The sequence below is a fragment of the Saccharothrix sp. genome, from assembly GCF_031180885.1.
Taxonomy (GTDB): domain Bacteria; phylum Actinomycetota; class Actinomycetes; order Mycobacteriales; family Pseudonocardiaceae; genus Actinosynnema.
Window position 1 is genome coordinate 365,156 of sequence record NZ_JAPSLK010000002.1, and the last position, 19,985, is coordinate 385,140.

15 protein-coding genes, 1 pseudogene and 1 riboswitch are annotated in these 19,985 nt (G+C 70.8%); of the genes and pseudogenes, 8 read left to right on the top strand and 8 right to left on the bottom strand.

Annotated features, from left to right (window positions below; translation table 11 throughout):
* Window positions 1-25: 25 nt before the first annotated feature.
* Window positions 26-216: riboswitch (cobalamin riboswitch) on the top strand.
* A gap of 30 nt (window positions 217-246) precedes the next feature.
* Window positions 247-432 (top strand): CbtB-domain containing protein, encoded by a 186-nt coding sequence (locus RIN75_RS05820; protein WP_309110726.1) that lies wholly within the window; start codon window positions 247-249, stop codon window positions 430-432.
* Between the two features lie 10 nt (window positions 433-442).
* Window positions 443-1,198 carry a CbtA family protein gene (locus RIN75_RS05825; protein ID WP_309110727.1) on the top strand — a complete coding sequence of 252 codons (756 nt, stop codon included), beginning with the start codon at window positions 443-445 and terminating at the stop codon, window positions 1,196-1,198.
* A 281-nt stretch (window positions 1,199-1,479) separates the two neighbouring features.
* On the opposite strand, the gene RIN75_RS05830 is transcribed toward RIN75_RS05825, so the two are convergent.
* The gene (locus RIN75_RS05830; RefSeq protein ID WP_309110728.1) at window positions 1,480-2,139 is read right to left on the bottom strand and encodes an HAD family phosphatase; all 660 of its coding nucleotides are present in this window, start codon (window positions 2,137-2,139) and stop codon (window positions 1,480-1,482) included.
* Between the two features lie 26 nt (window positions 2,140-2,165).
* Window positions 2,166-5,705 (bottom strand): methionine synthase, encoded by a 3,540-nt coding sequence (metH, locus tag RIN75_RS05835; RefSeq protein ID WP_309110729.1) that lies wholly within the window; start codon window positions 5,703-5,705, stop codon window positions 2,166-2,168.
* A gap of 49 nt (window positions 5,706-5,754) precedes the next feature.
* On the opposite strand from metH, the gene RIN75_RS05840 reads away from it, so the two are divergent.
* Window positions 5,755-6,651: a PAC2 family protein gene (locus RIN75_RS05840; RefSeq protein ID WP_375295913.1), complete on the top strand. Its 897-nt coding sequence runs from the start codon at window positions 5,755-5,757 to the stop codon at window positions 6,649-6,651.
* Window positions 6,652-7,089: 438 nt separating this feature from the next.
* A complete protein-coding gene (locus RIN75_RS05845; RefSeq protein WP_309110730.1) occupies window positions 7,090-8,205 on the top strand; it encodes an MFS transporter in 1,116 nt (371 codons plus the stop codon).
* Window positions 8,206-8,260: 55 nt separating this feature from the next.
* Here RIN75_RS05845 and RIN75_RS05850 read toward each other — a convergent pair.
* From RIN75_RS05850 to RIN75_RS05865, 4 genes and pseudogenes are all read right to left on the bottom strand, one after another.
* Window positions 8,261-9,355, bottom strand: a pseudogene (locus RIN75_RS05850) (MFS transporter); the annotation flags it as partial.
* Window positions 9,352-9,909 (bottom strand): winged helix-turn-helix domain-containing protein, encoded by a 558-nt coding sequence (locus RIN75_RS05855; RefSeq protein ID WP_309110731.1) that lies wholly within the window; start codon window positions 9,907-9,909, stop codon window positions 9,352-9,354. The gene RIN75_RS05855 and the pseudogene RIN75_RS05850, both read right to left, overlap by 4 nt.
* Before the next feature lie 43 nt (window positions 9,910-9,952).
* Window positions 9,953-11,545, bottom strand: coding sequence for an ABC transporter permease (locus RIN75_RS05860; RefSeq protein WP_309110732.1), 1,593 nt, complete (start codon window positions 11,543-11,545; stop codon window positions 9,953-9,955).
* The gene (locus RIN75_RS05865) at window positions 11,542-12,441 is read right to left on the bottom strand and encodes an ABC transporter ATP-binding protein (protein ID WP_309110733.1); all 900 of its coding nucleotides are present in this window, start codon (window positions 12,439-12,441) and stop codon (window positions 11,542-11,544) included. Before RIN75_RS05865 ends, RIN75_RS05860 begins: the two co-directional genes overlap by 4 nt.
* A 92-nt stretch (window positions 12,442-12,533) precedes the next feature.
* On the opposite strand from RIN75_RS05865, the gene RIN75_RS05870 reads away from it, so the two are divergent.
* Together RIN75_RS05870 and RIN75_RS05875 are read left to right on the top strand one after the other, a co-directional pair.
* Window positions 12,534-13,022, top strand: a complete 489-nt coding sequence (locus RIN75_RS05870; RefSeq protein WP_309110734.1) for a MarR family transcriptional regulator — start codon at window positions 12,534-12,536, stop codon at window positions 13,020-13,022.
* A 220-nt stretch (window positions 13,023-13,242) separates the two neighbouring features.
* Window positions 13,243-15,051, top strand: coding sequence for a S8 family serine peptidase (locus RIN75_RS05875; RefSeq protein WP_375295914.1), 1,809 nt, complete (start codon window positions 13,243-13,245; stop codon window positions 15,049-15,051).
* Between the two features lie 305 nt (window positions 15,052-15,356).
* Here the strand turns inward: RIN75_RS05875 and mshC are convergent, their stop codons facing one another.
* A complete protein-coding gene (gene mshC / locus RIN75_RS05880; protein ID WP_309110736.1) occupies window positions 15,357-16,595 on the bottom strand; it encodes a cysteine--1-D-myo-inosityl 2-amino-2-deoxy-alpha-D-glucopyranoside ligase in 1,239 nt (412 codons plus the stop codon).
* Window positions 16,596-16,692: 97 nt separating this feature from the next.
* Between mshC and RIN75_RS05885 the strand changes: the two genes are divergently transcribed.
* Both RIN75_RS05885 and ctaD read left to right on the top strand, forming a co-directional pair.
* On the top strand, window positions 16,693-17,505 hold the full coding sequence (locus tag RIN75_RS05885; RefSeq protein ID WP_309110737.1) for an SPFH domain-containing protein: 813 nt from the start codon (window positions 16,693-16,695) through the stop codon (window positions 17,503-17,505).
* A 74-nt stretch (window positions 17,506-17,579) separates the two neighbouring features.
* Window positions 17,580-19,382 (top strand): cytochrome c oxidase subunit I, encoded by a 1,803-nt coding sequence (gene ctaD, locus RIN75_RS05890; RefSeq protein WP_309110738.1) that lies wholly within the window; start codon window positions 17,580-17,582, stop codon window positions 19,380-19,382.
* Here ctaD and RIN75_RS05895 read toward each other — a convergent pair.
* Window positions 19,379-19,972 carry a TetR/AcrR family transcriptional regulator gene (locus RIN75_RS05895; RefSeq protein ID WP_309110739.1) on the bottom strand — a complete coding sequence of 198 codons (594 nt, stop codon included), beginning with the start codon at window positions 19,970-19,972 and terminating at the stop codon, window positions 19,379-19,381. The genes ctaD and RIN75_RS05895 overlap by 4 nt on opposite strands.
* Window positions 19,973-19,985: the final 13 nt, after the last annotated feature.

The following is a 19,985-nucleotide window of genomic DNA, read 5'->3' on the forward strand; positions in this document are numbered from 1 at the left end:
CAACTCGTCTGGTCGGTTGTGCCCGGACGTAGTGGACCTTTACGGTTCCACCGCCGCAGTGGACGGGAAGCCGGTGGGAATCCGGCGCGGTCCTCGCCACTGTGACCGGGGAGCCAACCCGCCGAGAACGTCACTGGTCGCACCGTGCGGCTGGGAAGACGCGGGGACGGTGTCGATCCGGGAGTCAGGAGACCGGCTGCGGCGCGAGTTGTTGTTGACCTTCCACGAGGTATGGAGGAGGCCGTCATGACGAGCCCCGCGCACCACCTTTCCCCTCCCATCCCCCGGTGGGCCTATGCCGTCGCGCTGGTCGCGCTGATGGTGACCTGGCTCGTCCTCCAGGAGAACGGCATCGCGCTCGGCCACGCCGCCGAGTCGCTGCACGAGTTCTTCCACGACGGGCGCCACGCGCTCGGCGTCCCGTGCCACTAGGCACCCGACCATGACCACGTACAAGGGCGTGCTGCTGCGCGGGATCGGCGCGGGCGGCATCGCCGGACTCTTGGCGGGCCTGGTGGGGCTCGTCGTCGTGGAGGTGCCCATCCGGGCGGCGCTGGCCGTCGAGGAGGCACGTGCCGCCGCGGAACCCGCGGCGGAATCGGGACACGACCACGGTGAACTGTTCGGTCGCGGCACCCAGGTGGTCGGCGGCGTGCTGGCGGCGGTGATCGTCGGCCTGGCGATCGGCGCCCTGTTCGCCACCGCCTACGCGGGCGCCCGCCGCTGGTTCGTCGACCGCCCGCCGTTCACCCGGAGCGTCACCCTGGCCGCGGCGGCCTTCGGCGCGGCGGCCCTGCTGCCCGCGGTGAAGTACCCGGCCAACCCGCCCGCGGTGGGCAACCCGGACACGGTCGACTACCGGACGGTCCTCTACCTGGGCGTCATCGCGGCCGGCCTGCTGGTCGTCTTCGGATCGAGCTACCTGGCATCCCGCCTGACCCACCTGCCCGCGCCGATCCGCTCGACGGTGGTCGCCCTGGCGGCGATCGCCGGCGTGACGGTGATCCTGCTGGCCTTCCCCGCACCTCCGGACGCCATCCCGGCGGACATGCCCAGCGACGTCCTCTGGGACTTCCGCCTGGCTTCCCTGGCCGAAACCGCCACGCTGTGGCTGGGCCTGGGCGTGGTGTTCGGCCTGCTGATCGACCCGTCGGTCCGCAAGACCACGGCCAAGCCCCAGGCGGCCTTGGCGGCATGACCGAAGCGGTTCCGGGCAGACTTCGACACACCTGCCCGGAACCGCCCACGCCGAAAATTCCGGACCGCCCGCGCCGAAATTCCGGACCGCCCGCGCCGAAAAATGTCGTACCCCGCCGGCAAAATAAAAACAGGGGTCCCCTTGGCGGGGACGCTTGCGGCAGCGTTCGGTGCCGGCGGTCAAGGCGCGGGCGGTCAAGGCGCGGGCGGTCAAGGCGCTGGCATCAGGGCGCTGGCATCAGGGCGCGGGCGGTCAGGGCGCGGGTCAGGGCGCGGGCGGTGTCAGGTGGGCAGCGAGGCGAGTACGTCGTAGTCCACGCCTACCAACGACTCGCGGAAGATCCGTCGCTCCCCCGCCGGAACCGGCACGTCGCACGGCACCACCAGCACCGTGCAGCCCGCGGCCACCGCCGAAGCGACACCGGTCGGCGAGTCCTCGATGGCGACGCAGCGGGAAGCGTCCACGCCCAGCAGGCGTGCGGCCTTCAGGTACGGGTCGGGCAAAGGCTTGTTGCGGCCCTCGACCTCGTCGCCGCACACGGTCACGTCGAACAACTCACGGCCGATGGTGTCCAGGGCGACCTCGGTCAAGCCGCGCTCGGTGGACGTCACCAGAGCCATCGGCACACCGGAAGCACGCACCGCGCGCAAAGCGTCCTGGGCGCCCGGACGCCACGGCAGGCCAGCGCGGAACAGTTCCTCGGTGCGCCGCATGATCCACGCCGCGCCGTCCGCGGTCTCCTCCGGCGTCGGCACCACGCCGACCTCGGCGAACAGCAACGCCATCGTCGTCGGCACGTTGGACCCGATCATCGCCTGCCGGGTCTCCAGCGACAGGCTCCCGCCCAGCTTCTCGGCGAACTCGTAGAGCGGGACGTCCCACAGCTTCTCCGAGTCCAGCAGTGTGCCGTCCATGTCCCACAGCACGGCCTCGACGGTCATGCCGCCCCTCTCCACAAGTCCCGCCCTCACGCGTTGAAGTACTTCGCCTCGGGGTGGTGCGCCACGAACGCGTCCGTCGACTGCTCCGGGTGCAACTGCAACTCCTCGGACAGCTCGACCCCGATCCGCCCCGGCTCCAGCAGGTCCACGACCTTGACCCGGTCCTCCATGTTCGGGCACGCCCCGTACCCCAGGCTGTAGCGGGCGCCCCGGTAGCCGAGCTTGAAGAACTCCTCGACGTCCGACGGGTCCTCCGCCGCCACCGAACCGCCGTCCGGCCAGCGCAGCTCCTCGCGGATCCGGCGGTGCCAGTACTCGGCCAGCGCCTCGGTGAGCTGGACGCCCAGGCCGTGCACCTCCAGGTACTCCCGGTAGGAGTCCTTGGCGAACAGCTCACCCGCGTAGTCCGCGATCGGCTGCCCCATCGTGACCAGGTGGAACGCGATCACGTCCACCTCGCCCGCCGACCGCGGCCGCCAGAAGTCCGCCAGGCACAACCTCCGATCCCGCTTCTGGCGCGGGAACGTGAACCGGGTGCGTTCCGGGGCGTCGAGCGACGGCTCCGTGAGCACCACCAGGTCGTTCCCCTCCGACACGCAGGGGAAATAGCCGTAGACGACGGCCGCGTGCGCGAGCACGCCCTCGGTGGCCAGCCGGTCCAGCCAGTACCGCAGACGCGGCCGGCCCTCGGTCTCCACCAGTTCCTCGTAGGTCGGCCCGCCGCCGCGCGCACCGCGCAGACCCCACTGGCCCATGAACGTGGCCCGCTCGTCGAGCATCGCCGAGTACTCCGCGACCGGCACGCCCTTCACCACCCGCGTCCCCCAGAACGGCGGGGTCGGGATCGGCACGTCCACCGCCACGTCCGAACGGCCGGACACCAGGGGTTCTTCAGGGGCAGCCGCCTTGCGGGAGGCCGCGATGCGCAGCGAACGCTCGCGCCGGGCCTTGCGTTCCGCCGCCTTCCGCTCCGCCTCCGGGTCGACCAACGGCGCCTCACCGCGCTTGGCCGCCATGATCGCGTCCATCAGCCGCAGCCCCTCGAACGCGTCCCGCGCGTAGCGGACGTCGCCCAGGTACGTCTCGGCCAGGTCGTTCTCGACATAAGCCCTGGTCAGCGCCGCGCCACCGAGCAGAACCGGCCACCGCGCGGCGACACCGCGCGAGTTCATCTCCTCCAGGTTCTCCTTCATGACCACCGTGGACTTGACCAGCAGGCCGGACATGCCGATGGCGTCGGCGCGGTGCTCCTCGGCGGCGTCCAGGATCGCGTTGATCGGCTGCTTGATGCCGATGTTCACGACCTCGTAGCCGTTGTTGGACAGGATGATGTCCACCAGGTTCTTGCCGATGTCGTGCACGTCGCCCTTGACCGTGGCCAGCACGATCCGGCCCTTGCCGCCGTCCTCGGAGCGCTCCATGTGGGGCTCCAGGTAGGCCACGGCGGCCTTCATGACCTCGGCGGACTGGAGCACGAACGGCAACTGCATCTGGCCGGAACCGAACAGCTCGCCGACGGTCTTCATGCCCGACAGCAGGGTGTCGTTGATGATCTGCAACGCCGGGCGCTCCGCGAGCGCCGCGTCGAGGTCGGCTTCCAGCCCGTTGCGCTCGCCATCGATGATCCGCCGCTCCAGCCGCGCGAACAGCGGCAACGCGGCCAGTTCCGCGGCCCGAGACGCCTTCGACGAGGACGTGCTGACGCCCTCGAACAGCTCCATCAGCCGCTGCAACGGGTCGTAACCGTCGCGCCGGCGGTCGTAGACCAGGTCCAGCGCCACCGCGCGCTGCTCGTCGGGGATGCGCGCCATCGGCACGATCTTGGAGGCGTGCACGATCGCGGTGTCCAGCCCGGCCTGCACGCACTCGTGCAGGAACACCGAGTTCAGCACCTGCCGCGCGGCCGGGTTCAGGCCGAAGGACACGTTCGAGATGCCCAGCGTGGTCTGCACGTCCGGGTAGCGGCGCTTCAGCTCGCGGATCGCGTTGATGGTCTCCAGGCCGTCCCGGCGCACCTCCTCCTGGCCGGTGGAGATGGGGAAGGTCAGGCAGTCGATGATGATGTCGCTGGTCCGCACGCCCCAGTTGCGGGTCAGGTCCTCGATCAGCCGGACCGCCACGCGCAGCTTCCACTCGGCAGTGCGGGCCTGGCCCTCCTCGTCGATGCACAGCCCGACGACGGCCGCGCCGTGCTCGGACACCAGCCGCATGATGCGCTGGAACCGGGAGTCCGGGCCGTCGCCGTCCTCGTAGTTGACCGAGTTGACCGCGCACCGCCCGCCCAGGCACTCCAGTCCCGCCTGGAGCACATCAGGCTCGGTCGAGTCCAGCATGATCGGCAACGTCGAGGCGGTGGCCAGGCGGGAGGCCAGCGCGCGCATGTCCGCCGCGCCGTCGCGGCCCACGTAGTCGACGTTGAGGTCGAGCAGGTGGGCGCCGTCGCGGGTCTGGTCGCGGGCGATCTCGACGCAGTCCTCGAACCGGTCGGCGAGCATGGCCTCGCGGAACGCCTTGGAGCCGTTGGCGTTGGTCCGCTCGCCGATCATCAGCACGGACGCGTCCTGGCGGAACGGCACCGCCTGGTAAAGCGATGACACGCCCGGCTCGGGGCGTGGGCGGCGGGCGGTGGGCCTGTGGTCGCGCACCGCGTCCACGACCTGGCGGACGTGCTCGGTGGTGGTGCCGCAGCAGCCGCCGACCAGCCGCACGCCGAACTCCGTCACGAACCCGGACAAAGCGGACGCCAGTTCGTCGGGCGTCAACGGGTACACCGCGCCGCGCGGACCCAACTCGGGCAGACCGGCGTTGGGCATCACCGACAGCGGGACGCGGGCGTGCTTGGCCAGTTGCCGCAGGTGTTCGCTCATCTCGGCGGGGCCGGTGGCGCAGTTCAGGCCGATCAGGTCGACGCCCAGCGGTTCCAGCGCGTTGAGGGCCGCGCCGATCTCGGAGCCGAGCAGCATGGTGCCGGTGGTCTCCACGGTGACCTGCGCGATGATCGGCACGGTGACGCCCTCGGCGGCCATCGCCCGCTTCGCGCCGATGATGGCGGCCTTGGTCTGGAGCAGGTCCTGGGAGGTCTCGACGATCACCACGTCCGTGCCGCCGACCAGCAGTCCGCGCACCTGCTCGACGTAGGCGTCCCGGAGCGTGGCGAACGGGGCGTGGCCCAGGGTGGGCAGCTTGGTGCCGGGGCCGACCGAACCCAGCACGAAGCGGGGGCGGTTCGGTTCGGCGAACTCGTCGGCCACCTCGCGGGCCAGTTCGGCGCCCGCGCGGGACAGTTCGAAGATCCGGTCCTGGATGCCGTACTCGGCCAGGTTGGCCAGGTTCGCCCCGAACGTGTTGGTCTCCACCGCGTCCGCGCCGGCCTCCAGGTAGCCCCGGTGGACCTGCCGCACGACGTCCGGCCGGGTCACGTTCAAGATCTCGTTGCAACCTTCGTGACCTGCGAAGTCGTCCAGGGTGAGGTCGACGGCCTGGAGCATCGTGCCCATCGCGCCGTCCGCCACGACCACGCGGTCGGCCAAGGTCTCCAGGAATGGCGACGAGACACGATCGGGCATGGGCCAAGCCTACGGCGTGGGTCCGCGCCGGTGGTCGTAGGCTGACCCGGTGACCGATCCGGACCAGGCCGCCAAGACCCCCTTCGACCCCACGAAACCGCTCACCAACCCGATCATGGTGGCGGCGTTCGAGGGGTGGAACGACGCTGGAGACGCTGCCAGCACGGCGATCGAGCACCTCCAACTGACCTGGGACGCGCAACCGCTCGCGGAGATCGATCCGGACGACTACTACGACTTCCAGGTGACGCGCCCCACAGTCCGCATGGTGGACGGTGTCACCCGACGGGTTGAATTCCCGACCACCCGGCTGACCGTGTGCCGGCCCCCGGGGTCGTCCACCGACGTGGTCCTCGTGCACGGCATCGAACCGAACATGCGGTGGCGGAAGTTCGCCGGCGAACTGCTGGGGCACATCGAGAACCTGGGCATCACGACCGTGGTGACTTTGGGTGCACTGCTCATGGACACTCCGCACACCCGGCCGGTGCCGGTGACGGGGACTGCCTACGACGCCGCTGCGGCGGCCAAGTTCGGGCTGGAGCGGTCGCGGTACGAGGGGCCGACGGGGATTGTCGGGGTGTTCCAGGACCTGTGCGTGCAGGCGGGCGTGCCGGCGATCTCGTTCTGGGCGGCGGTGCCGCACTACGTGTCCCAGCCGCCGTCGCCCAAGGCCACGTTGGCGCTGCTGCACCGGGTGGAGGAGGTGCTGGACGTCGAGGTGCCGCTGGGGGCGCTGCCCGAGCAGGCGGAGGAGTGGGAGCGCACGGTCAGCGAGATGGCCGACGAGGACGAGGACGTGCGCAACTACGTCCGGGCGCTGGAGGAACGCGGGGACGCGGAGATCCAGATCACCGAGGCCAGTGGGGATGCCATTGCGGCGGAGTTCGAGCGGTACCTGCGGCGGCGGGGTCGCGGGCCGGGCCGGGGTCCGACGGGGCTCTGAGCGCGGTGTGGCCGGAGGGCCGGAGCCGCCGGAGGGCGGGCGGGTTCTGAGCGCGGACGGGGTCTGAGCGCGGACGGGTCTGGGGGCGGACGGGTCTGGGGGCGGGCGTTCCGAGGGCGGCGCGGGCGGGGCTGGTTGGGTTGGATTCGTCGCGTTGGGAGGTTTGTCCCGATTGGCTTTCTCGCGTTGGGCGTTCCACCCACCCCACCCTGGCCGCCAGGCACAAGCCGGGCGCGCGGTGCGCGCCAAGCGCGCTTCGCGCGCAAGCCGCCGCAGGCGGCCCGCCAAAGGCGGGTGCTTTTGGGGGCTTTTGCGAGGTGGCCTGGGTGGGGGTGGGCGGGCGGAACGCCCGAAGCGAGACGGCCTCCAACACAGCGACCAGACCGTGTCTGGTGAGGACGTTCGGGGCACCCCGAGCCGGTGATCTCGGGGAGGGTCGTGAGCACACGGCGGTTGGCCGTAGCGGGGCTCTACGCCGGCGGGTTCCTCGGCCCGTTCGGCGGCGCGATGACCTCCTCCGTGCTCCCCGAAATCGGCGCCGACTTCGGGATCTCCCCCGGCACCGCCGCCGCCACCCTCACCACCTACCTCCTCCCCTTCGCCGCCTTCATGCTCGTCTCCGGCACCCTCGGCGAACGCTGGGGCCCACGCCGCACCGTCCGCACCGCCTACCTCGTCTACACCACCGCCTCCGCCCTCTGCGCGATCTCCTCGACCTTCCCCCTCCTCCTGACCGCTCGCGCCCTCCAAGGCGCGGCCAACGCGTTCACCACCCCGCTCCTCCTCGCCACCATCGCCGCGATCACCCCGAAACACCGCCTCGGCCGCGCACTGGGCGTCTTCGCCTCCATGCAAGCCGCCGGCCAAACCTCCGCACCGCTGGTCGGCGGCCTGGCAGCCGAAGCCTCGTGGCGCTGGGCGTTCGTCGGGGCCGCCGTGGTCGCCGCAGGTCTAGCCCTCGCCGGGCTACCAGCCGACCCACCCCGCCAGGAGAAACCCAAGCTCAAGAACGCCTGGCGCCCCGACGTCCTCAAACTCGCAGCAGTCGGGTTCGTCGGCTGGGGGTGCCTCGGCGGCCTGTCGTTCCTGGTCGCCCTACGGCTCGGGGACGACTTCGGGCTGACCTCCGGCCAACGCGGCCTGGTCCTCACCGGGTTCGGAGTGGTCTCGATCCTCACCGCGCGGCTCACCGGGTGGCTGATCGACCACGTCGGCGCACGCCGGTGCGTGCTCCTCGGCGCGCTCACCGGCTCCGGCCTCGTCGCACTGGTCGGCGTGCTGCCGAGTCTTGTCGCGGTCGGGCTGCTGTGGGCGTTGGCGGGCGCGTTCAGTCAGCAGGTGATCGTCGGACTCAACGCCCTGGTCCTGCTGGGCGCTCACCGGGGCGGCTCGGTGTCGGTGCTGCAGTCGTTCAGGTTCCTGGGTGGGGCGGTGTCGCCGCCGGCGTTCGTGCCGCTGTACCACCTGGATCCGACGACGTCGTTCCTGGTCCCGGCCGCGCTCGTCGCCGCCGCCACCCCGCCCCTGCTGATGCGCCCACGACACCGATCCTGAGCAGCACGAGCAACCCGGCGGTCAGGTAGAGCGCCGCCTGCGCGTTCAGCAGCGCGCCCAGCCCGAGGGGCAGGACGCCCGCCAGGACCATCCCCAGCGCCTGGAAGGCGTCGAACAGGCTCAGGAAAGTCGCCAGCACCCGCCCGCGAACCTCGTCCGAGGCGTGCAGTTGCAGCACCGACATCATGCCCGCGCCCGCCACCACCCCCGGCGCACCGCAGAGCGCGAAAACCCCGAGGTAGAACGCGAACGCCGTGGTGAGGTGCACGCCGTTCCAACCGGTAGCCGCGATCGCCGCAAAGCCCACCAGCGACCAGCCCAACAAAGACCACGCCGACAGCCGCCGCGCCAGCCACCCCACAAGAGCGCCACCGACCAACCCACCGACCGCCTGGACGCCCCGCAGCAGCCCCACCTCGGCCTCGCCACCGCCCAACCGCTCGGTCACGAACACCACGAACAGCACCATGAACATGCCCTGGGCGACCGCCATCAACCCGACCACGGCGACCATCCCGCGCAACGGCCCCCGGATCGCGCGCAACCCCTCGACCCAAGCCCGCCACGGGTGCCGGGCCTCCACCACGCGCACCCGCTCCACCGGGAACCGCCGCGCCAGCAACGCCGCCGCCAGCACGAACGACGCCACGTCCACCCACAGCACCCCGGGCAGCCCGCCCCACGCCGGCACCAGACCGCCGAGCGAAGCACCGATCAGCCGCGCGAGGTTGGCGTTCAGCCCGGCCAGCCCGTTCGCGGCGGCCACCTGGTCGCGCCCCACCACCTCGGGCAGCAGCGCGTTCCGGGCCGGTTCGAACAGCGTGGCCAGCGCTGCCTGCACCGCCATCACGACGTTGACCAGCAGCAGGTCCCCGGTCAGCAGCGGCAGCAGGGCCACCGCCTGGGCCAGCGTCACCCCGAGCATCACCCGCCGCCGGTCCCACCGGTCCGCCAGCACCCCGGCCAGCGGCGACAGCGCCAGACCCGGCAGCAACGCCACGACGAACGTGGTCGCCGTCGACCCCACGGACCCGGTGCGCTGGTACACGTACACGGGCAGGGCGACCAGCAGCACCCAGTCCCCGATCTCCGACACGAACGCGGCGAGCAGCAACCGCCGGAACGCGGGCACCCCCAGTGGCCCGGTCACCGCGGGAACGCCCGCAGTCCGATGTGGGCGGCCCGGGCGCCTTCGGGCGCGTCGGTGCGCAGCGGCGTGAGGTAGGGCCGCAGGATGTCGTCGATCATGCCGAGCAGACCGGTCAGCTCCTCGGCGGTCACGTTCACCGAGTAGCCGTGCATCGCGGCGGCCTGCCGCCACTCCTCGGGCAGCTCGTGCTGCCGGTCCAGGAACCGCTGGGCCAGCCGGTTGTCCTCGTTGAGCTGCAACGCGACCAGGGCGTCCTGCTGGGTCCGCACCGCCGGGTCCTCGTCGAACGCGCCCACGTCCAGGCCGACGTCGGTGGCCCGCCAGGGCCGCTCCCGGCCGCCGGCCGCCCCGACCCGCTCGACGAACCCGAACTTGGCCAGTTGCCGCAGGTGCCAGCTGCAGTTGGAGGCGGTCGAGCCGACCTCGGCCGCGCACTCGCTGGCGGTGCGCGGCCCGACCGCGAGCAGGTGCTGCACCAGCGACACCCGCAACGGGTGGGCCAGTGCCTTCAGGGCGTCGACGTCGGTGACCCGTCGGGGCTCGGGGAGGTCCATGCCCCGACGGTATACCTGAAAGAGTTCTTTCGAAAGAGTTCTTTCAGCCGATGTCCCGCCGCCGGAACGCCCCGATCCCGACCACCGCGAACGCCAGCGCCACCACGGTCAACCACACCAGCGGCGTCGCCGTGGGGTCCGCGCCAGGCACCTTGGGGATGTGCGTGAACGGCGAGAGGTCCATGGCCCACTGGTCGAGTTCCAGCAACGGACCGAGTTGCCCCAGCACCAGGAAGACCACCAGGAACGCCCAGCTCACCGACGCCAGCTTCGGGACCAGCCCGAACAGCAGCAGCGCGATGCCCGCGACCACCCACACGGCCGGCACGTGCGCCAGCGCCGATCCGACCAGCCGCGCGACCTGGCCACCAACGTCGCCCACGCGTGCGCCGTGCACGAGCCCGGCGCCCAGACCGGCGGCGGCCAGCACCACCACGACCCCGAGCGTCGCGAACACGAGGTGGCTGCCGACCCACGACACCCGCCGCACGGACGTGGCCAGCACCGGCTCGGCGCGGAAGTCCGACTCCTCGACCCGCAGCCGCAGCGTCGCCTGCACCACGTAGATCGCGCTGAACAGCCCGATGATGCCCAGGATCGACGCCAGGTAGACGTCCACGATCGCGCCCGCCCCGCCCAGCTGGGACATCACCTTCTCCAGCGCCGGGTTGGCCTTGAGCATGTCCTCGACCGCCCGCGCGACCGCCCCGTAGACCGCGCCGAGCACGAACAGGCTCAGCGTCCAGCCCAGCAGCATCCCCCGCTGCAACCGCCAGGCCAGGCCGAACGCGCTGCCCAGCGACGCCGGTGCACGGGCCGGCCCGAGCCGGGTGGGCAGCAGCCCCGCGGTCAGGTCGCGCCGCGCCACCAGCACCGCGGCCACGCCCACCAGCACCACCGCCATCACCAGCGACAGCCCCAGCACCCACCAGCGGTCACCCGCGAAGGCCTTCACCAGTTCCAGCCACCCCAGCGGCGACAACCAGGTCAGCCACTGCGGACCCTGGTCACCGGCCGCGTCACCCACCGCGCGCAGCAGGTAGGACGCGCCCAGCACGCCGCCCGCGATCGCGTTGGCGGTCCGGGCGCTCTCGGTGAGCTGCGCGGCGACCGCGCCGACCCCGGTGAACACCCACCCCGCGCCGGCGAACGCCAAGCCCAGCGCGAACGAGCCCGCCGCGTCCTCCCCCAGCCCGATCAGCCCGAGCGCCACGAACACCCCGATGAGCAGGCTCGCCAGCGCCGCGACCAGCACGGCGGCGGCCAGCGGCGCGTGCCGCCCGGTGACCGTCGACCCGATCAGCTCCAGCCGGCCGGTCTCCTCCTCGGCCCGGGTGTGCCGGGTGACCAGGAACATCGCCATCAGGGCGGTGAGCAGGCCACCGAACACGCCCCACCGCCAGGCCAGGATGCCGCCGATGGTCGTGTAGTCGTAGATCGGGCCGAGCATGGCCAGGAAAGCGGGGTTCGAGCCCGCCGTCACGCCGAGCTGCTGCCGCAGCGCCTCCGTCCCGTACAGCTCGTACATCGCGGACGCGGTCGACAGCGTGATCCCCACCAGGCCCAACACCCACACCGGGATCAGCAGCCGGTCGCGCCGCAGCGCGAGCCGCACCAGCGCCAGGGTGCCGGTCATGACGTCACCTTCGGCAGTTCGTCCTCGTAGTGGCGCAGGAACAGCTCTTCCAGCGTGGGCGGCTGGCTGGTCAGGGTACGCACGCCGGAGGAGACCAGGGCGCGCAACGCCCCGTCGAGGTGGTCGGTGTCCACTTCGAACTTCACCCGCTGCCCCTCGACCACCAGGTCGTGCACGCCGGCCAGGGACGCCAGCCCGTTGGGCGCGCCGGCCAGTTCGGCGGAGACGCTGGTGCGGGTCAGGTGCCGCAGGTCGGCCAGCGTGCCGGACTCGACGGTGCGGCCGTTGCGGATGATGCTGACCCGGTCGCACAGCGCCTCGACCTCGGCGAGGATGTGGCTGGACAGCAGCACGGTCCGCCGGCCGCGCTCCTCGTTGACCGCCTCCTGGAACACCGCCTCCATCAGCGGGTCCAGGCCGGAGGTGGGCTCGTCGAGGATGAGCAGTTCCACGTCCGAGGCCAGCGCGGCGACCAGTGCCACCTTCTGCCGGTTGCCCTTCGAGTAGGTGCGGCCCTTCTTGCGCGGGTCCAGCTCGAAGCGGTCGAGCAGGACCTTGCGGCGCTTCTCGTTCAGGCCGCCGCGCAGCCGGCCCAGCAGGTCGATGACCTCGCCGCCGGTCAGGTTCGGCCACAGGCTCACGTCGCCGGGCACGTAGGCGAGCCTGCGGTGCAGGGCGGCCGCGTCGCGCCACGGGTCGCCGCCGAGCAGGATGGCGGTGCCCGCGTCGGCGCGCAGCAGGCCCAGCAGGACCCGGATGGTGGTCGACTTGCCCGCCCCGTTCGGGCCGAGGAAGCCGTGCACCTCCCCCTCGCGGACGGTCAGGTCCAGACCGTCCAGTGCACGCGTCGGGCCGAAGGTCTTGACCAGGCCCGACACGGATATCGCAGCTGTCATGCCGGGTAAGCTACAGTCATTTCACAAAGTCGTGAAGTTAAGGAAGCGTATAAACTGCCACCCGTTCGTGGACGGTGTAGCAAGATGCGGCGGTGACCCAGGTGAGTGAACGGGACGAGCAGGCGGTGCTCCGGTTCATCGAGCGCTTCGCGGCGGCGTTCGCGGAGTCGGGCATGCCGAGGATGCCGGCGCGCGTGTTCGTCGCCCTGCTCGCGTCCGACGACGGCACCCTGACCGCCGCCGAACTGGCCGACCTGCTCAAGGTCTCCCCCGCCGCGGTCTCCGGCGCGGTCCGCTACCTGACCCAGGTCGGCCTGGTCAGCCGCGAGCGCGAGACCGGCACCCGCCGGGACGTCTACCGGGTCTACGACGACGTCTGGTACGAGGCGATCTTCCGGCGCGACCAGCAGCTGGCCCGCTGGGAGGGTCCGCTCAAGGAGGGCATCGAGGTGCTCGGCGGCGACACCGCGGCCGGTCGGCGCATCGAGGAGACGCTGGCGTTCTTCCAGTTCTTCCACCGCGAGCTGCCCGGCATGCTCGAACGGTGGCGCGCCTACCGCGACGAACGCTTTAACACCTGACGGTCAACCTGTGTACCTGGGGTTTTCCACGGGACACCGATTGCGAGCAGGGGCAATTAGGCCAGGCGGCGCTGTTCGCCACCGGGTTTTGTCCCGACCATGCATGTGACCAGGTCGGTTCCACCCGTTCGCGCGAACGTCCCCAACCCTGCACCGCTCCCGCCGTCCGGCACACCCGCCGGCCCGGTGGGGCGACCCTGCCCTTAGGGAGAACCCTGTCATGGGAGACGCCCGCACAACCAGAAGAACGGCCATCCTCGGCCTGGCCGGCATATCGGCCGTGACGCTCGCGTTCAGCACCGCCGGCACCGCCGCGGCCGAGGCCGACGTGCTGGCCGCCGACCGCGCCGACGCCATCGCCGGCTCCTACGTGGTGGCCCTGCGCGACAGCGCCTCGCCGCGCGCCGCGTCCGCGGACACCGCGCAGGCCCTGGTCTCGAAGTACGGCGGCAAGGTCCAGGTGGCCTGGCAGCACGCCCTGAACGGCTTCCACGCCACGGACCTGTCCGCCACGCAGGCCCGCCGCCTCGCCGCCGACCCGCGCGTCCAGTACGTGCAGGCGGACCTGCCAGTGCAGGCGACCGGCACCCAGCCGAACCCGCCGTCGTGGGGCCTGGACCGCATCGACCAGCGCAACCTGCCGCTGGACAGCAGCTACACGTACCCGAACACGGCGAGCAACGTCCGCGCCTACATCATCGACACGGGCATCCGGACCACGCACTCCGACTTCGGCGGGCGCGCCACGTGGGGCACCAACACCGTCGACAGCAACAACACCGACTGCAACGGCCACGGCACCCACGTGGCGGGCACGGTCGGCGGCACCGCCTACGGCGTGGCCAAGGAGGTCAAGCTCATCGCGGTGAAGGTGCTGAACTGCCAGGGTTCGGGCACCACCTCGGGCGTCGTCAACGGCGTCAACTGGGTGACCCAGAACGCCGTCAAGCCGGCCGTGGCGAACATGTCCCTGGGCGGCGGCGCGGACACCGCGCTGGACAACGCGGTGCGCAACTCGATCTCGGCGGGCATCACCTACGCGGTCGCGTCGGGCAACTCCAACGCCAACGCGTGCAACTACTCGCCGGCGCGGGTGGCCGAGGCGCTGAGCGTCAACGCCTCCACCAACACCGACGCGCGGGCGTCGTTCTCCAACTACGGCACCTGCACGGACATCTTCGCGCCGGGCCAGAACATCACGTCGGCGTGGCACACCAGCGACTCGGCGACCAACACCATCTCCGGCACGTCCATGGCCTCGCCGCACGTGGCGGGCGCGGCGGCGCTGTACCTGGCGGACAACCCGTCGGCGGCCCCGGCGGCCGTCCAGACGGCGCTGGTGAACGCGGCCACCTCGGACAAGATCACCAACCCGGGCACGGGTTCGGCGAACAAGCTCCTGTTCGTCGGCACCGGCACCCCGTCCGGCCCGACGGTCAACAACCCGGGCAACCAGACCGGCACCGTCGGCACCGCGGTCAACCTGACCGTGACCGCGAGCGGCGGCACCCCGCCGTACACGTTCTCCTTCACCGGCCTGCCCCCGGGCCTGACCGGCGGCTCGAACGGGACGGTCTCCGGCACGCCGACCACGGCGGGCACCTACAACGTGACCGTCACGGTGACCGACTCGGCGTCGCGGACCGGTAGCGCTTCGTTCACGTGGACCATCCGCGAGCCCGGCACCGGTTGCGACCCGGTGACGAACGAGACGGACGTGGCGATCGGCGACTTCTCCGACGTCAACAGCCCGATCACGCTGTCGTGCGCGGGCAACGCCTCGGCGACCACGCAGGTGACGGTGAACATCGTGCACACCTACATCGGCGACCTGATCGTCGACTTGGTGGCGCCGGACGGGACCGTGTACAACCTGCACAACCGGTCGGGCGGCAGCACGGACAACATCAACCGGACGTACACGGTGAACGCTTCTTCGGAGGCGGCGGCCGGCACGTGGATGCTGCGCGTCCGCGACCAGGCGGCCATCGACACGGGCCGCATCGACAGCTGGACCCTCGACGCGTGACCTGAGTCCTTGTGAGACCGGAAACGGCCGTCCGCTCCTCGCGCGGGCGGCCTTTCCGCAGGTCGGAATGGTGTAAGATGATCACCGGACGCCGTCCCGACCAGAATCACCCGATCGTGCTTCGTCGTCCTGGGCCCATTTCGCGCCCCTCGCGCGTCCCGTAAAACAGGGAGCGCGGCGGGACGGCCCCAGAAGCTCGCACCGGGACCACTGGCTGGACACGCGCGTCGACGCCCTCCGCCAGGTGCGCCGAGGGAATGCGGGTCCGGGTGGCACCGGGAGCGCCACCCGCCCACACGGCAGAACTACAGCTCGACGCCCAGCAGGGCGTCCACGGCGTCGCGGAACAAGCCAGGGGCCGACGCGTCCGAACCGCCCGACGACAAGGCCGCGTCCGCCCAAGCGTCCAAAGCCGCCAAAGCCGCCGGCGTGTCCAGGTCGTCACCCAAGTGGTCGCGCAGGCGGGTAACGGTGTCGGCGGCCGACGGACCGGCCGGAAGAGCCGCCGCGCGGCGCCACGTGGCCAGGCGCTCGGTCGCACCAGCCAACAGCTCGTCGCTCCACGGCCGATCGGTCCGGTAGTGGCCCGCGAAAAGCGCCAGCCGGATGGCGCCGGGGTCCACCTTCTGCGCGCGCAGCTTCGACACGAACACCAGGTTCCCGCGCGACTTGGACATCTTCTCGCCGTCCAACCCGATCATTCCCGCGTGCACGTAGTGCCGCGCGAACGGGTGCTCCCCGGTCAGCGCCTCGGCGTGCGCGGAACTGAACTCGTGGTGGGGGAAGATCAGGTCCGAGCCGCCGCCCTGCACGTCGAAGCCGGTGCCCAGGCGGTTGAGGGCGATCGCGCTGCACTCGATGTGCCAGCCGGGGCGCCCGTCGCCCAGTTCGGACGGCCACGACGGCTCGCCGGGCCGCGCCATCCGCCACAGCAGGGCGTCCAAGGGGTGCCGCTTGCCCGCGCGGTCCGGGTCGCCGCCGCGTTCGGCGAAGTACTTCGCCATGGTCTCAGCGTCGTAGTTCGACTCGTAGCCGAACCGGCCGGTCGCCGTGCGGTCGAAGTACACGTCCGGGTACTCCGGGTCGTCCACCCGGTAGGCGGCGCCGTCGGCCAGCAGCTTCGCCACCGCCTCCACCACCTCGGGGATCGATTCGACCGCGCCGATGTACTGGCGGGGCGGCAGGACGCGCAGCGCCACCATGTCCTCGCGGAACAGCGCGGTCTCGCGCATGGCCAGGACCACCCAGTCGTCCTGGTCGCGCTCGGCCCGCTCCAGCAGCGGGTCGTCGATGTCGGTGACGTTCTGCACGTAGTGCACGTCGTGGCCGTTGTCCAGCCACACCCGGTGGACCAGGTCGAACGTCAGGTAGGTCGCGGCGTGCCCCAGGTGGGTCGCGTCGTAGGGCGTGATGCCGCAGACGTACAGCCTGGCGGTGTCCCCGGGAGCGGTGGGACGGACCTCTCCGGTGGCCGTGTCGTACAGCCGCAGCGGGCGCGGCTCCCCCGCGAGGCGCGGGACTGGGGTCGATGACCAGGTCTGCATGGAATCGACCCTAACCCGGCCTCCCAACCGCACGTCCGCCTGGCGGGACTCGCGGGCGTACCCTGATCGTGGGACCTGGTCGTGGGAGATGATCGCCATGATCCTCGACATCGTCATCGGCGTCCTCGGACTGGCCGCGTTGGGCCTGGCGTCCTCGGCCCGGGTGGTCAAGCAGTTCGAGCAAGGCCTGGTGTTCCGGTTCGGGCGCGTCCAGGAGGCGCTGCGCGGGCCGGGGTTGACCCTGATCGTGCCGGGGGTGGACCGGCTCAAGAAGGTGAACCTCCAGATCGTCACCCTGCCGATCCCCGCCCAGGACGGCATCACCCGCGACAACGTCACCGTCCGGGTCGACGCGGTCGTGTACTTCAAGGTCGTGGACCCGGTGCGCGCCGTGGTCAACGTGGAGGACTACCGGTTCGCCATGCTCCAGGTGGCGCAGACGTCCCTGCGCTCGATCATCGGCAAGAGCGAGCTGGACGACCTGCTGTCCAACCGGGAACGCCTCAACCAGGGCCTGGAGCTGATGATCGACAACCCGGCCGTGTCGTGGGGCATCGACATCGACCGGGTGGAGATCAAGGACGTCGCCCTGCCGGAGAGCATGAAGCGGTCCATGTCGCGGCAGGCGGAGGCCGAGCGCGAGCGGCGGGCCCGCATCATCACCGCGGACGGCGAGCTGCAGGCGTCCATGAAGCTGTCCGAGGCGGCGGCCCGGATGGCGGACACGCCCGCCGCGCTCCAGCTGCGCCTGCTGCAGACCATCGTCGAGGTGGCGGCGGAGAAGAACTCGACCGTGGTCCTGCCCTTCCCGGTCGAGCTGCTGAGGTTCCTCGAACGGGCTTCCGCCCACATAACGCAGCAGGTCAAGCCCGTTGAACCGGGTGAGCAGCCGGAGCAGTTGCCCGGCTGAGCGATTGCCGCCGGGTCCCGACGGGTGGACCATGAACCTGGCTCCCGGGACACCGTCGTACGAGGGAGGCGGTCATGACCGCGCTCAAGCCGGAACCCGTCATCACCCATCCGGGTGCCGCCCGACGACGGCCCAAGGGCGCCGCGCTGCTCGCGCTGTTCCGGACCACCGACCCGAAGCAGATCGGGCTGCTCTACCTGACCACGTCGTTCATGTTCTTCATGATCGGCGGCCTGATGGCGCTGCTCATCCGGGGCGAGCTGGCCCGGCCGGGGCTGCAGTTCCTGTCCACCGAGCAGTACAACCAGCTGTTCACCATGCACGGCACGATCATGCTGCTGCTGTACGCGACGCCGATCCTGTTCGGCTTCGCCAACTACATCCTCCCGCTGCAGATCGGCGCGCCGGACGTGGCGTTCCCCCGGCTGAACGCCTTCTCGTACTGGCTGTTCCTGTTCGGCGGCTCGATGGTCGTCATCAGCTTCATGACGCCCGGCGGCGCGGCGGACTTCGGCTGGACCGCCTACACCCCGCTGACCTCGGCCGTCCACTCGCCCGGCGTCGGCGCGGACCTGTGGATCATGGGCCTGGCGGTGTCCGGCCTGGGCACCATCCTGGGCGGCGTGAACATGGTGACCACGGTGTGCTGCCTGCGCGCGCCCGGCATGACGATGTTCCGGATGCCCATCTTCACCTGGAACATCTTCGTCACCAGCATCCTGATCCTGCTGGCGTTCCCGATCCTGACCGCCGCCCTGATGGGCCTGGCCGCCGACCGCCACCTCGGCGCGCACGTGTTCGACCCGGCCAACGGCGGCGTGATCCTGTGGCAGCACCTGTTCTGGTTCTTCGGCCACCCCGAGGTCTACATCGTCGCGCTGCCGTTCTTCGGGATCGTGTCCGAGATCTTCCCGGTGTTCAGCCGCAAGCCGCTGTTCGGCTACAAGGGCCTGGTGTTCGCCACGTTCGCCATCGCCGCGCTGTCGGTGGCGGTGTGGGCGCACCACATGTTCGCCACGGGCGCGGTGCTGCTGCCGTTCTTCTCGCTGATGACGTTCCTGATCGCGGTGCCCACGGGCATCAAGTTCTTCAACTGGATCGGCACCATGTGGAAGGGCCAGTTGTCCTTCGAGACACCGATGCTGTTCAGCGTGGGCTTCCTCGTCACCTTCCTGCTGGGCGGGCTGACCGGCATCCTGCTGGCCTCGCCGCCGGTCGACTTCCACGTCACGGACACCTACTTCGTGGTCGCCCACTTCCACTACGTGCTGTTCGGCACGATCGTGTTCGCCACCTACGCCGGCATCTACTTCTGGTTCCCGAAGATGACCGGCCGGATGCTCAACGAGCCGTTGGGCAAGCTGCACTTCTGGACCACGTTCATCGGCTTCCACCTGACGTTCCTGATCCAGCACTGGCTGGGCAACATCGGCTTCCCCCGCCGCTACGCCGACTACCTGCCCAACGACGGCTTCACCACCATGAACACCATCTCGACCATCGGCGCGTTCCTGCTGGGCGCCTCGGTCCTGCCGTTCGTGTGGAACGTCTTCCGCAGCTACCGCTTCGGCGACCCGGCCGAGCGCGACGACCCGTGGGGCTTCGGCAACTCCCTGGAGTGGGCCACCTCCTCTCCGCCGCCCCGGCACAACTTCACCGAGCTGCCCCGCATCCGCTCGGAGCGGCCCGCGTTCGAGCTGCACTACCCGCACATGGTGGAGCGGATGCGGGACGAGGCGCATTTCTCCATCACCAAGCCGGGCAAGCACCGGGTGAAGCCGGACGTGGCCACCGAGGTGGCGCTGGCGTCGACCGACAGAGACATCAAGACCACTGACAGGGACACCAAGACGACCGACAAGGACGACCAGTCCTAGCGCCGGATGCCGAGCAGGACCCGGACGGTGTCGGTCAGCACCCGCACCGGCAACACGTCCTGCACCACGAACCGCTGCACGCCCAGCCCGATGCCCAGGCTGAGCAGGGTCCGGGCCAACTCCCTGACGGGCAGCAACGGCACGAGCCCGAATTCGTCCACCTGGGACTGGATCAACTGCTCAAGGGCGCTCACCACCAGCGCGTCCCGCCGCCCGAGGTCCGCCTGCAACTCCCGGTTCTGCCGCGCCTGCAAGGCGAACTCCACCTCGAACTGCGTCCTCGGCGCGTCGCCCAGCATCCCCTCCGCGTACTCCTCGAACGCCCGGAACCGGTCCTCCAGCGTGCCGCCGGCGAACGCGCGGGCGATCTCGGCGATGCGCTCGGCGTACAACCGGTCCAAGACCACCAGGCACAACTCGTCCTTGTTGCGGAAGTTCGAGTACACCGCCCCCTTCGAGAACCCCGCCGCCTCGGCCACCTTGTCCAGGGACGTGGCGTGGTAGCCGTCCCGCAGGAACAGGCGCTGGGCGGTCTCGGTGAGCAGGTCCCGGGTGCGGGCCTGGCTCTGCGCTCGGGTCAGTCTGGGCACCCGTTCAGCCTAC